The organism is Geobacter sulfurreducens PCA (assembly GCF_000007985.2).
GTDB classification, from domain to species: domain Bacteria; phylum Desulfobacterota; class Desulfuromonadia; order Geobacterales; family Geobacteraceae; genus Geobacter; species Geobacter sulfurreducens.
In genome coordinates this window covers 968,757-981,649 of sequence record NC_002939.5, presented here as the reverse complement: position 1 = coordinate 981,649, position 12,893 = coordinate 968,757, and the positions used below count along the sequence as shown (strand labels likewise).

The following is a 12,893-nucleotide window of genomic DNA, read 5'->3' as shown; positions in this document are numbered from 1 at the left end:
TCCTCCTTTCCGTCCGCTTCCGGCTCGTTGGGAGCGGAAGTCCGCGGGCCATGATCTCTGCCGGTGTATCCTTGCCTGATTACATTATACCTCAAGGGAACGGTCAGTGAATATGGTTATCAAAATAATGTCTGTGGCCTCCCTTTGTCAGCGGGGCCGCCGGGGGCTTCCGGGCCGTTGCCGCGACGGACCCGACGCGGGAGCTCCTTGGCCCGGCTGCCGCCGGCCCGAGTCCTTGGGATGGGACGGCCGTCCAGACGCCGAGGGGGATGCCGCTGCGCCCCCTTTCTTCGGCTGGTTTGCGTGGGGTCGGGCCTGGCGCGGCTCACGGGGCGGACGGGCAAACTCCACATCCTTTTTCGGCGCCGGCACCGAGTAGTCAAAGCCCTGCACGGTGCGGCGCTCGATGGGGGCACCGAGGCTCCGTTCGATGGCACGAACCATGGCTCCGTCGTCAGAGGTCACCAGGGTGAAGGCGTCTCCGCTGCGGGCCGCGCGGCCGGTGCGGCCGATACGGTGGATGTACGCCTCTGCCGTGTCGGGGATGTCATAGTTGATCACGTGGGACACCTGGCTCACGTCGATGCCGCGGGCCGCGATATCGGTGGCCACCAGGATCTGGAACGTGCCGTCACGGAAGCCATCAAGGGCAGCCTGCCGCCGGTTCTGGGAGAGATTCCCCTGAAGCGAGGCCGCCCGGTAGCCGGCCTTCTCCAACTGTTCACCCAGGCGCTTGGCCCGGTGCTTGGTGCGCGTGAAAATCAGCACCGACTCAGTGTCCGTGTGGCGAAGAAGCTCCAGCAGAAGCGGGGTCTTCAGGTGCTGTTCCACCGGGTAGAGGGCGTGGGCGACGGTGACCGCCGGGGCCACGGTCCCCACCTGCACCGTCACCGGGTCCACCAGAATATCCTGGGCCAGCGTGCGGATGTCGATGGGCATGGTGGCCGAGAAGAGCAGCGTCTGCCGCCGGGGGGGAAGATGCTTGAGCACCCGTCGGATGTCGGGCAGAAAGCCCATGTCGAACATCTGGTCCGCCTCGTCCAGGACGAGCACCTCCAGGCGCGACAGGTCGATGGTCCCCTGGGCGATGTGGTCCAGGAGCCGACCCGGGCAGGCCACGACCACTTCGGCGCCGGCCTTGAGCTTCTGCACCTGGGGATTCACCCCTACCCCGCCGTAGACCGTCACGCTCCGCAGGCGGGTCTGCCGCCCCAGGGTGACGAAGCTGTCGTTGATCTGCTCCGCAAGCTCGCGGGTGGGGGCGATGACCAGGGCACGGACGCGGCCACGCTCGCCCTGTTGCAGGCGATGCAGGATCGGCAGGGCAAAGGCCGCTGTCTTGCCGGTGCCGGTCTGGGCCAACCCCATGACGTCGCGCCCCGCCATGACCGCGGGGATGGCCTGGGCCTGGATCGGTGTGGGGGTTTCGTAGCCGGCCGCCGCGATTCCCGTGGCCACGGCCGGATGAAAACCGAACGATTTGAAATCCATAAAATACTCCTTGGTGCTGCCGCCTGAAAACAAAAAAGCCCCGGTTCTTCCCAGGGCCTGATCTGATAGCGTTGTCCGGAAACAGCTGGTTGAGATGGAGCCGACCGTACCAGCTTTCGGCAAACTCTGTCAAGGAGGAAAGCGGGAGCCCCGTTCCTACCCCTTGAGGCCTTCCAGCTCTTCCCAGCGGGCATAGGCTGCTTCCAGCTCACCCTCCAGTTCCTCAAGCCGGCAGTTGAACACCGCCACTTCGGCGCCTGCGCCGCGATAGAACTCCGGATCAGCCAGGGTGGCGTGGAGACACTCCTGCTCCTCCTCCAGTTGATGAATCCGCTCCGGGAGCGCTTCAAGCTCGCGCTCCTCCTTGAAGCTGAGCTTGCGGGGCTTTTCGCCCCGGTCGCGGGTCTTGGTCGAAGTATCGGCGGGTGCCTTCGCCGATTGCGGCTTTGCTGCCGGCGTCTCGGCGGCGGCCTGACGGAGCCAGTCGTCGTAGCCCCCCACGTATTCCCGCACCTGGCCGTCGCCCGACAGGACAAGGGTGCTCGTCACCACGTTGTTGAGAAACTCCCGGTCATGACTCACCAGGAGCAGCGTGCCGGAATACTCCAGCAGCAGATCCTCAAGCAGGTCCAGGGTTTCGGCATCAAGATCGTTGGTGGGCTCGTCCATCACCAGCACGTTGGAAGGCTTGGTGAACAGCTTGGCCAGCAAGAGGCGGTTGCGCTCCCCGCCGGAGAGGATGCGGACCGGCGTGCGCGCCCGTTCGGGAGGGAAGAGAAAATCCTGCAGGTAGCCGATCACGTGGCGGCTCCGGCCATTGATGATGACGGTGTCGTTCCCCTCGCCCACGTTTTCCTGCACGGTCCGGTCCAGGTCCAATTGCTCGCGCATTTGGTCGAAGTAGAGGACCTCCCGGCGGGTGCCCAGGCGGACCGTCCCCTGCTGGGGTTCGAGCTCCCCCAGCAGGAGCCGCAGCAGGGTGGTCTTGCCTGAGCCGTTGGGGCCGATGATCCCCACCCGGTCCCCGCGCATGACAGTGGTGGTGAGGTTGGCAATGACGGCCCGGTCTCCGTAGCCGACGGAGGCGTTCTCCGCCTCCACCACCAGGGCGCCGGACCGCTCGGCCTCCTGGAGCCGGATCGTGGCCGTTCCCTGCCGCTCGCGCCGCTGCCGGCGCTCCTCCCGCAGCTTCTTCAGCGCCCGGACCCGCCCCTCGTTGCGGGTTCGGCGGGCCTTGATCCCCTGCCTGATCCACGCTTCCTCCTGGGCCAGCTTCTTGTCGAACAGGGCCTGGCGGGTGATCTCCGCCTCCAGGAGCGCCTCGCGCCGCTCCACGAATTCGTCGTAGCCGCAGGCAAAGGCGTAGATCCGCCCCCGGTCCAGTTCGGCCACCCGGTTGGCGAGCCGGCGGGCAAAGGCCCGGTCGTGGGTGACGAAAAGCAGGGTCGTGACGTTTTTGGCCAGGAATTCCTCCAGCCAGAGGATAGTATCGATGTCCAGGTGGTTGGTGGGCTCGTCCAGGAGCAGGATGTCCGGCGCCGACACCAGGGCCCGGGCCAGGAGTGCCCGGCGCTTGGTGCCGCCGGAAAGGCTCGAGAAAGGGGCATCCGCATCCAGGGAAAGGCGATTAAGAACCCGTTCCACCTCCTGATGGAGATGCCAGCCGCCGGTCTCTTCCAGCCGCTTCTGGAGGGTGGCCAGTTGTGCCAGGAGCCCCTCTCCCCCCTCAACGGCCAGCAGATGGCTCACCCGGTGGTACTCGGCCAGGAGTGCCGTGGCCTCGCCCATGCCCTGGGCCACCACGTCGAACACGGTCCCCTCCAGGTCGCGGGGGACCTCCTGGGAGACGAGGGCCACCCGCACCCCCTGCTGCCGCATGATCTCGCCCCCCTCCGGGGGAATCTCGCCGGCGATGAGCTTCAGCAGGGTCGATTTGCCGGTGCCGTTGCGCCCCATGAGGCAGAGGCGCTCCCCCTCCCCGATCTGGAGGTTGATACCGTCGAAGAGCGGCGGGCCGCCGAAGGCGAGGGTAATGTTGCGCAAGGTGATGAGTGCCACGACTTCTCCTTCCGTGCCTGTTTGCAGGAGTGACAGTATTCACTGTTTTGCCTCCCGGCGTCAATCCTCCACTGGCACCCGGGCCATTTGCATTGGCGACAATCCCCGGTACCATTGACAATTATCACGAACGAGCGGACCCGACCCCTCGCCCGGAGAACCATGAATCAGTCAACGCGCATCGTCGTCGGCATCATATCCCTGTTCCTGTCGCTGTTCCTGGCCTGGCGCATCGGCATCTGGCTGGAGCCGGCCCCGGCCGGGCCATCCCTGCCGGCGGGCGACCCGAAATCGCCCCCCTACGCCACCGGGACGGTGCAGGAGGACCTTCACTTCGAAATCCGCAACGTCCGCATCTCCGGGGATGGGGCCACCCTGAACGGGATCGGCATCATCCGGTTCGATACCGACCGGGAGCGGATCAAGCCGGCGGTGCTGGCAATGCTCACGGCCGTGAAGAAAAAGACCCCGGCAGCGAAGATGATAACCCTTGAGCTCAAGCCCGCCGTGGAGTGCACCCAGTGCACCCTGGCCAGGGCAACGTACCGTGAGGGCCGGACCGTCATCCGCTACGGGATCCCCTCCCAGGAACAGATCGAGCGACACAACGCACTCATCGGCACCACTGACGGTACCGGACGCCGGATCGACCGCCCCCGGCTCTACCGCCCCGACAAGGAGACCTTCGGGGCCGGGTTGGCCGTCACCATGGCCCTGGAGGCGGCACGGCAGAAGAACCCGTCGGCTGGCGAGGAGCAACTGCTCGACCAGGCAGCCGCGACGGTGGGCATCTCCCCGGTGGTGGCGGCACGTCACCGCGACTTCATGAAAGCCTATTTCACGGGCGACGGCTATGGGGAGGAAACCCTGGACACACCGCTCCAATGACGCAAACCGAGTGGGAGTTTCCAGTTACCGCGACTCCCCGGCATCCCCCTAAAGGAGGGTCACCATGCAGAAGCTGATCCGCGTCGAGCCGGCCAAATGCGTCGGCTGCAAGTCGTGCGAGCTGGCCTGTTCGTTCAGGCACCGCGGGGAGTTCGCGCCCAGCAAGGCCCGCATCGTCAATGAGGTTTTCCTGGAGGAGGCCAAGTTCATCACCGTCACCTGCATGCAGTGCGACGATCCCTGGTGCCTCAAGGCATGCCCCAAGGGGGCCATCGCCAAAGATGCGGCCAGCGGCGTGGTGGCAGTGGACGAGCTGAAGTGCGTGGGCTGCCGCACCTGCGTCAGCGCCTGTCCCTTCGGCATGATCAAGTACCTTCCCGAGACCAGGAAGGCCGACAAGTGCACGCTCTGCGCTCCCGATGTACCCGAATGCGTCATCTTCTGCCCCACCCACTGCCTGACATTCGCCGAGGAAGACGCGCCGCTGCGGGCAAAGGTGCTCAAATTCGTCCAGACCGTCAAAGACGGCCAGATGGAGGTGTGACATGGGAAGCGGATGGCACGGCAGAGTCCTGCGGGTAGACCTGGCGGCGCGGCGTTGCAGCATCGAGGAACTGAACGGGACGTGGGCACGGGAATTCATCGGCGGCCGCGGACTGGGCTCCCGCTACCTGGTCGAGGAGGTGGCCCCCGACGTGGACCCCCTCTCCCCCCGCAACAAGCTGATCCTGGCAACCGGTCCGCTCACCGGCACTTACGGGGCCGCCAACGGCCGCTACGTGGTGGTAACCAAGTCGCCCCTCACGGGTACCATCGCCAGTTCCAACTCGGGCGGCTACTTCCCGGCGGAACTTCGCTTCGCCGGCTTCGACCTGATCATCGTGGAGGGGAAGGCTGAAAAACCGGTCTACCTGAAAATCTACAACCAGAAGGCCGAACTGGCCGACGCCTCCCACCTCTGGGGGAAGACCACCTACGAGACCGAGGACATGATCCGGCGCGAGTTCCACGGCGATGCCAAGGTGGCGGCCATCGGCCCGGCCGGGGAGAAGATGGTCCGGTTCGCCTGCATCGTGAACGACAAGCACCGGGCCGCCGGCCGCAGCGGAGTGGGCGCGGTCATGGGGAGCAAGAACCTCAAGGCGGTGGCCGTGCGCGGCACCGGCGGCGTGACCATGGCCGACCCGGCCGCCTACCGGGAGGCGGCCCGCGAGTCGTACCGGCTCCTCAAGGGTCACCCGGTGACGGCCGAAGGGCTACCGGCCCTGGGAACGGCGGTGCTCGTGAACGTCATAAACCAGAGCGGCGCTCTCCCCACCCGCAATTTCCAGTCCGGCACCTTTGAAGGGGCTGAGGATATCTCGGGTGAGCGCCTGGCCCAGACCTGGCTCCGGCGGAACAAAGGGTGCTTCGGCTGCGTCATCGCCTGCGGCCGGGTAACCCGCCTGGCCGACCCCCGCTGGACCGAGAGCGGCGAAGGCCCCGAGTACGAAACCCTCTGGGCCCTGGGGGCCGCCTGCGGGGTTTCGGACCTTGCGGCAATCACCAAGGCCAACTACCTCTGCAACGAGTACGGCATGGACACCATCACCGCCGGCGGCACCGTGGCCTGTGCCATGGAGCTCTTCGAGCGGGGGCTCCTGACCGAAGGTGAGGCGGGAATGCCGCTGCGCTTCGGTGACGGCGACGCCCTGGTGCGGATGTTCCAGCTCATGGGCACGGCCGAGGGGTTCGGCGCAAAGCTGGGCCTCGGCTCCTGGCGGCTGGCCGAGAGCTACGGAGCGCCCGAGCTTTCCATGACGGTAAAGAAACAGGAGTTCCCGGCCTACGACCCCCGGGGCATCCAGGGGATGGCCCTGGAATACGCCACCAGCAACCGGGGCGCCTGTCACGTGCGGGGCTACATGGTATCCCCCGAAATCCTCGGCGTACCGGAAAAACTGGACCCGGCCGTTACCGAGGGTAAGGCGGGCTGGACCAAGGCATTCCAGGACTTCACGGCCGTGGTGGACTCGGCGGGCATCTGCCTCTTCACCACCTTTGCCATCGGCGCGCCTCAAGTATCCGCCTTTCTCAACGCGGCCACGGGGCTGGGGTACTCGCTGGAGCAACTACTGGAGGCCGGCGACCGGATCTGGAACCTGGAGCGGCAGTTCAACCTGAAAGCGGGGATCGATCCCACCCAGGACACCCTCCCGCCCCGGCTCCTGTCGGAGCCCCTGCCGGACGGCCCCATGCAGGGATCGGTGGCGCGGCTCGCCGAGATGCTCCCCGACTACTACCGGGCCCGGGGCTGGGACGAACAGGGCATTCCCACGGATGAGAAGTTGAAGTCACTGGGACTCGCCTGACGTGGAACGGCACTTCGACATCGTCATCATCGGCAACAGCGCGGCGGGAATGCAGGCCCTGCGCACCATCCGCAGGCATTCCCGCAGCGTATCCGTAGCCATGGTCGACCGGGAGAACTGTCCGGCCTACTCAAGGGTCCTGACCCCCTACTATGTTGGCGGCAAGACCCTTCGGGGAAACCTTTTCATCGTGGGAAGCGATTTCTACGACCACTACGGTATCGCCACCCTCCTTGGCCATGCTGCAGTGGAACTGGATGCGGAACGGCACCGTCTCCTCCTGGCCGACGGCACGGCGGTGGGGTTCGGGCAACTCCTCATTGCCGCCGGGGCCGAAGCCCGGGGACTGGAGGTGACCGCCGAGGGGGTCTGCACCCTGCGGCACCTGGCCGACGCCGACCGGTTGGAGCGGCTCCTGAAGGGGGCCCGAAGCGTCACCGCCGTGGGCGCGGGACTTGTGAGCATCCCGCTGCTCTCCCATGCGGGACCGGAGGTGGAGCGGCACCTGGTGATCGGCTCGGATCGGGTCTTCAGCCGGGTGGTGGACCCTGAGGCATCCGCCATCCTGGAGGAGCGCTTCCTGGCAGACGGCCTTGTCCTTCACAAACGGGACGACATCGTGAACCTGTCCGGCACTGACCGGCTGGAGCTCTCCCTGGCCACGGGCAAACGGATCGTCACCGACATGCTGCTGGTAGGCAAGGGGGTGGTTCCCAACACTGACCTGGCCCTCCGGGCGGGGTTGGAAGTGCGGGAGGGCATCGTGACGGACGAGCGCTGCCGCACCAGCCACCCCCAGATTTTCGCTGCCGGTGACGTGGCCGAGGGAAAGGACTTCGTCACCGGAGAGCCGACCATCCAGGGCAACTGGCTGACCGCGGTGGAGCAGGGGGAGATCGCGGCCCTGAATATGCTCGGCTTCGACTGTGCCTACGAGGGGAGCCTCAAGAACAACACCACCGAGGTCTTCGGCGTGGATGTGGCCGTGGTGGGCTACTGCCGCGACGACGCCCCCCGAACCGCCACGGCTCGCGACCCGTTCACCGGCCGGTTCCGCAAGGTCTTTCTGGACGGGCGCGACCGCGTCATCGGCGCCACCATGATCGGCGAGACCAACGACGCCGGCCTCTACTATCAACTGGTCAGAACCCGCGCCCTCTTCCCCGGCCCCACCTTCCTGCGGGGAACCGGCACCCAGGCCGCGGCCCTGGCCCGGCTTGCCTGATGCCCATGGTCAGCGTCCGGTTCTACAGTCTCCTGCGCCTGATGCTCGGGCGCGAAGTCGTGGAACTCCCCTGGGAGGCGGGGGAGACGGTCCGAAGCCTGGTCCAAAGGGCGGAGCAAGCGGTGGGGAGCCCCCTTTCCCGCAAGCTGCTGGACGGCGACGGGGTCCTCCACACGGGCACCATCATCCTGGTGAACCGCCGCAACATTCACCACCTGGAGGGGCTGGAAACCCCCATCCGCGACGGTGACACGGTGGCCCTGTTCCCGCCGGGCGCGGGGGGCTGAGCCGTGACCGGGGGAGAGCGCTACAGCCGGCAGGTACTCGTCTGGGGCGAAGAGAACCAGCGGATGCTGGAACGGTCGGCCATTTTGATCGCCGGGGTCGGGGGGCTCGGCGCCACCGTGGCTCAGCTCATGGCACGAGCCGGCGTGGGAATGCTCTACCTGGCTGACCACGGCGTCGTGGATTGGCCCGACCTGAACCGCCAGCTCCTCTACGACGAAGGGGATGTGGGGCAGAAAAAGGTAACGGCGGCAGCCCGGAAAATAATGGCCATCAACGGCGCCGTCCAGGCAATTCCCCTTGACGTACGTATCGACGGAGCCTTCACCCCACCGGCCGGCATCAACTGCGTTGCCGACTGCCTCGACAGCTTTTCCGGTCGTTTTGCCCTCTTCAACTCACTTGCGGACGGCACGATCCTTATTCACGGGGCCATCCAGGGAGATCACGGGCAGGTGCTCACCCTGGTCAAGGGGGTGTCACGTCCCATCGACGAGATCTTTGCCGGCAGCAGGCAGCCGGCGGGCCCCATCCCGGTCACCCCCGCCGGGCCCGCTGTCATCGCCGGATACATGGCCCATGAACTCACGCGAGCCATCCGGGGCGGGCCGGGACTTGCGGACCGGGTCCTTGTCGTCGACCTGACCGATTATTCCTGCTCTTTTCTCGACGTGTGATGAATAATTGCCGAGCAATAACGAATTTTACATACACATGTCCCCGCTTTGTGCTAATGTGTCAGCACTTTTGGAATGTGCCGGCCGAGGTGCTTTAAAGGAATCCCTTGGCCATTTTTATTTTCGGGAGGGCAGCGGCAACTAGCCACGGACGACCCAACGTCTACCGACCGAGGAAGGAGAGATCACGTGCAGGTAAGCGTTCAGGGAAACGATGTGGACAAGGCCCTCCGGCTGCTGAAGCGCAAGCTCCAGACCGAAGGGTTCTTCAAAGAGATCAAAAAACGCAAGCATTACGAAAAGCCCTCGGTCAAGAAGAAGCGCAAGCAGATGGAGGCCGAGCGCAAGAGAAGAAAGGCCCAGCGGTTCAGAAAGCCCGACAGGGACTGACGCCGGACAGGATGGGAAACAGGCCGCGCAGCGGCTTGAAGCCGGGACCCCCCCCGGACATATCACGCGAAAGCAGGAGAATGAACACCATGGCAAAAGGCAGGGTAAAGTGGTTTAACGACAGCAAGGGCTTTGGTTTCCTCGAGCAGGAGAACGGTGTCGACGTGTTTGTCCATTTCTCCGCGATCACGGGTTCCGGGTTCAAGTCGCTGGCAGAAGGCGAGGAAGTGACCTTTGACGTGGTCAACGGTCCCAAGGGGCTCCAGGCCGCCAACGTCTGCAAGATCTAACGTCCGCCCGGCAGCCGCCTTCCGGGCGGCACAGCACGGCACCATCGAAGGGCTCGTTCACGCGGGCCTTTCTCATTTTCGGCCTGAACGAAGCAGGCCTTCCGCCGACGCCCCGAGCATCGGGCGCTCCAGCCGTTCCTCAGGCCCACCCCCCGGGCAATCCCACCTAAAGTTTAGGTCCATCCGGCCGATGAGATACCAGTGAGCGACGTGGAACATGTCCGTACCTAACGTTACGAATATGTTCCCAATGTCTACCTTCCGGAGGCCTTCATGGGGATGGTCCCCATCGATAATCTCGACGTCGGCATGACCCTGGCCGCGGACGTCATCGACCGAACGGGCCGGCTCCTGCTGGGGGCCGGCGCGGAACTGACCGCCAAGCATCTCCACATCTTCCGCACCTGGGGGGTCGCAGAAGCCGACATCGCCGGTATGGACGACGATCCCGGCAGCCACCTCCCCCAGGAGATCAGCCCGGCCGAACTGGCCACCGCTGAAGAAGCCCTGCGCCCCCTCTTCCTCCACACGGACCTGAAACATCCGGCCATGCGTGAGATCATGCGCCTCGGGGCGGTGAGAAAGGCCATGCATGGCGCATCCTGACCGCGACCGGATATCACTTGAGCGGCTCGTGGAGGAGACGGTAACGGTCTACTCCCTCCCCTTCTTCTACGAGCGCCTCAACGAGGCCATCAACCATCCCCGTAGCTCCATCGCCGACATCGGCCGGATCATCACCGAGGACCAGGGTCTCACGGCGCGCATCCTCAAGCTCGCCAACAGCCCCCTGTTCGGCTACCACTCCCGAGTCGACTCCATCACCAGGGCGCTGACCATCATCGGCACCCAGCAACTGCGCGACCTGGCCCTGGCCGCCTCGGTCATGGGCATTTTCAAGGGGATTCCGGAAGACCTGATGGGGATGACTTCCTTCTGGAAGCACAGCATCGCCTGCGGGACCATTGCCCGAAATCTGGCCACCAGCCGCCGCGAGGTGAACGTGGAGCGGTTCTTCGTGGCCGGCATGCTGCACGATCTGGGACAGTTGGTCATGTGTACCGCCATTCCCGGCACGGTTCGGGAGATGCTGGAGGAGAGCCGTGACAACGAGTCGCTCCATTTCGCCACGGAGCGTCGCCGGCTCGGCTTCGACCACGCCAAGGTGGGAGGAGCCATCCTGAAAAAATGGAAGATCCCGCCGAACATCGCCGAGCCCGTGGCCTGCCACCACATTCCGGCAAAGGCGGAGCAGTTTCCCCTTGAGACGTCGATCATCCACCTGGCAGACATAATCTGCCAGGCCATGGAATTCGGTTTCAGCGGCGAATGGTACGTCCCCCCCCTGGCCACCGAGGCATGGGACCGGGTCGGCATCCCGGTCAGCATGCTCGGCGCGATCATCAGGCAATCGGAGCAGCAGCTGGAAGAAACGTTTGCCATCCTGACGGAGAACGGATGACCGGCACGATCCACGCCATATCCCCGACCGACCCGCGGGAGGAACGGATCCGCTACCTTGAGGAGTCCAATCTCCGCTACGTGGCGATTCTGGACATGCTCGCCTCCAGCGGCGACTTTCAGGCCGGCCTGAGCCGCGCCAAGGATTCGCGGGCCATCTTCCGGGCCACCATGGCCCAGGTGAAACGGCTCATCCCCCTGCGGGGCATGGGATGCCTGGAGGTTGGCAAGGACGGGGATTTCGAGCTGGCCGCCAGCGATCCCCCCTCCTGCCGTGCGGCCCTCCAGACGGAGATCGATGCCAAGATCATGGATGGCACCTTTGCCTGGGCCCTTAACCGGAACCAGGCCATTACCGTGCCGTCGGCCGATGGGGAATACACGCTCCTGCTCCACGTCATCGCCACCCGTTCCGAGGTGCAGGGGATGTTCGCGGCCCTGCTGCCGGCGGAGATCGCCACGATGGACGTGCCGTCGCTCAACGCCCTTTCAATCGTGCTCTACACCTGCGCCTACGCCCTGGAGAGCGCCACGCTCCACGCCATGCTGCGGGACCACATGCAACACCTGGAGGAGCGCGTCCGGGAGCGGACCAGCGAGCTCCAGGCCGCCCGGGAGATGGCAGAATCGGCCAACCTAGCCAAGAGCGAGTTCCTGGCCACCATGAGCCACGAGCTCCGCACGCCGCTCAATGCCGTCATCGGGTTCACCGACGTCCTCCTGTCCCGCACCTACGGCGAGGTGACCGACATCCAGGCGGAATTCCTCGGCTACGTCCTCCAGTCCAGCCGCCACCTCCTGTCGCTCATCAACGACATCCTCGACCTCTCCAAGATCGAGGCCGAGCGGATGGAGCTTGAACCGTCGGACGTGGACATCCGGAAACTCGCCTCCGGCAGCCTCGTCATGGTGAAGGAGCGGGCCCTGCAGCACCGTATCCGGCTGGCGGAAGAGGTGGCGCCCGGCGTCCCCCCGACCATCACGGCGGACGAGCGAAAGTTGAAGCAGATCGTGTTCAACCTGCTGGCGAACGCGGTGAAATTCACCCCCGACGGCGGCAGCGTCACCCTGTCAATCGACCTTTCGCCGGCCGGAGAGCGTGAAGGGAGCATCATGATCGCCGTACAGGACAGCGGCATCGGCCTGGCTACCGGGGATCTGGAGCGTATCTTCGACCCCTTTGTCCAGGCGGACGGTTCCGCGACCCGCCGCTACGAAGGGACCGGGCTGGGGCTTCCCCTCACCCGGAAACTGGTGGAACTTCATGGCGGCACCATCCGGGCGGAAAGCCCGGGCCCGGGGCTGGGGAGCACCTTCCGGGTCATCCTCCCCCCGTGCCCGCCGCCCCTGCACAGTGAGGTCCCATGACCCGTCAGCGCACCATTCTCATCGTGGACGACAACTTCATGAACCGCCGGCTCGTGTCGGCCATGCTCAACGGTACCCTCTACCGGCTGATAGAGAAGGACAGCGGCCGCGAGGGGCTCGACTACGCCCTGAATCACCGGGAGGAACTGGACCTGGTCCTGCTCGACATCGGCATGCCCGACATCTCCGGCACCGAGGTCTGCCGCTCCATCCGGGAGCATGAGACCCGTGACCGACGCCTGCCGGTCATCGCCTATACTGCCCACGCCATGAGTGAAGAGCGTCGCTCGTTCCTCAACGCCGGGTTCGACGACATTCTCATCAAACCGATCACCCGCAACGAATTTCTTGCCGTTCTGGAGAAACATCTGAACTGACACGCCCGTCCCCTCGGGGCCGGACACCACGG

The 12,893-nt window shown here is 65.3% G+C and carries 14 protein-coding genes; 12 read left to right on the top strand and 2 right to left on the bottom strand.

The window, feature by feature from the left end:
• Positions 1 to 147: 147 nt before the first annotated feature.
• Both GS_RS04600 and GS_RS04595 read right to left on the bottom strand, forming a co-directional pair.
• On the bottom strand, positions 148 to 1,491 hold the full coding sequence (locus GS_RS04600) for a DEAD/DEAH box helicase (protein WP_010941582.1): 1,344 nt from the start codon (positions 1,489 to 1,491) through the stop codon (positions 148 to 150).
• Positions 1,492 to 1,647: 156 nt separating this feature from the next.
• On the bottom strand, positions 1,648 to 3,549 hold the full coding sequence (locus GS_RS04595; RefSeq protein WP_010941581.1) for an ATP-binding cassette domain-containing protein: 1,902 nt from the start codon (positions 3,547 to 3,549) through the stop codon (positions 1,648 to 1,650).
• 162 nt (positions 3,550 to 3,711) lie between these two features.
• Between GS_RS04595 and GS_RS04590 the strand changes: the two genes are divergently transcribed.
• The 12 genes from GS_RS04590 (at position 3,712) to GS_RS04535 (ending at position 12,861) form a co-directional block, all read left to right on the top strand.
• Positions 3,712 to 4,437, top strand: a complete 726-nt coding sequence (locus GS_RS04590; RefSeq protein WP_010941580.1) for a hypothetical protein — start codon at positions 3,712 to 3,714, stop codon at positions 4,435 to 4,437.
• Positions 4,438 to 4,501: 64 nt separating this feature from the next.
• Positions 4,502 to 4,981 carry a 4Fe-4S dicluster domain-containing protein gene (locus GS_RS04585; protein ID WP_010941579.1) on the top strand — a complete coding sequence of 160 codons (480 nt, stop codon included), beginning with the start codon at positions 4,502 to 4,504 and terminating at the stop codon, positions 4,979 to 4,981.
• A 1-nt stretch (position 4,982) separates the two neighbouring features.
• On the top strand, positions 4,983 to 6,788 hold the full coding sequence (locus GS_RS04580) for an aldehyde ferredoxin oxidoreductase family protein (RefSeq protein WP_010941578.1): 1,806 nt from the start codon (positions 4,983 to 4,985) through the stop codon (positions 6,786 to 6,788).
• 1 nt (position 6,789) lies between these two features.
• Positions 6,790 to 8,013, top strand: coding sequence for an NAD(P)/FAD-dependent oxidoreductase (locus tag GS_RS04575; protein WP_010941577.1), 1,224 nt, complete (start codon positions 6,790 to 6,792; stop codon positions 8,011 to 8,013).
• On the top strand, positions 8,013 to 8,300 hold the full coding sequence (locus GS_RS04570) for a MoaD/ThiS family protein (protein ID WP_235044974.1): 288 nt from the start codon (positions 8,013 to 8,015) through the stop codon (positions 8,298 to 8,300). Before GS_RS04575 ends, GS_RS04570 begins: the two co-directional genes overlap by 1 nt.
• Positions 8,301 to 8,303: 3 nt before the next feature.
• Positions 8,304 to 8,975 (top strand): HesA/MoeB/ThiF family protein, encoded by a 672-nt coding sequence (locus tag GS_RS04565; protein ID WP_010941575.1) that lies wholly within the window; start codon positions 8,304 to 8,306, stop codon positions 8,973 to 8,975.
• Positions 8,976 to 9,164: 189 nt separating this feature from the next.
• On the top strand, positions 9,165 to 9,365 hold the full coding sequence (rpsU, locus tag GS_RS04560) for a 30S ribosomal protein S21 (RefSeq protein ID WP_010941574.1): 201 nt from the start codon (positions 9,165 to 9,167) through the stop codon (positions 9,363 to 9,365).
• Positions 9,366 to 9,454: 89 nt separating this feature from the next.
• Positions 9,455 to 9,655 (top strand): cold-shock protein, encoded by a 201-nt coding sequence (locus tag GS_RS04555; protein ID WP_010941573.1) that lies wholly within the window; start codon positions 9,455 to 9,457, stop codon positions 9,653 to 9,655.
• 273 nt (positions 9,656 to 9,928) lie between these two features.
• Positions 9,929 to 10,261, top strand: a complete 333-nt coding sequence (locus tag GS_RS04550; RefSeq protein WP_010941572.1) for a hypothetical protein — start codon at positions 9,929 to 9,931, stop codon at positions 10,259 to 10,261.
• A complete protein-coding gene (locus GS_RS04545) occupies positions 10,248 to 11,117 on the top strand; it encodes an HDOD domain-containing protein (RefSeq protein ID WP_010941571.1) in 870 nt (289 codons plus the stop codon). The genes GS_RS04550 and GS_RS04545 overlap by 14 nt, the downstream gene beginning before the upstream one ends.
• Positions 11,114 to 12,484: a sensor histidine kinase gene (locus GS_RS04540; protein ID WP_010941570.1), complete on the top strand. Its 1,371-nt coding sequence runs from the start codon at positions 11,114 to 11,116 to the stop codon at positions 12,482 to 12,484. The genes GS_RS04545 and GS_RS04540 overlap by 4 nt, the downstream gene beginning before the upstream one ends.
• Entirely contained in the window at positions 12,481 to 12,861 is a 381-nt protein-coding gene (locus GS_RS04535; protein ID WP_010941569.1) for a response regulator, read from the top strand. The genes GS_RS04540 and GS_RS04535 overlap by 4 nt, the downstream gene beginning before the upstream one ends.
• Positions 12,862 to 12,893 lie beyond the last annotated feature (32 nt).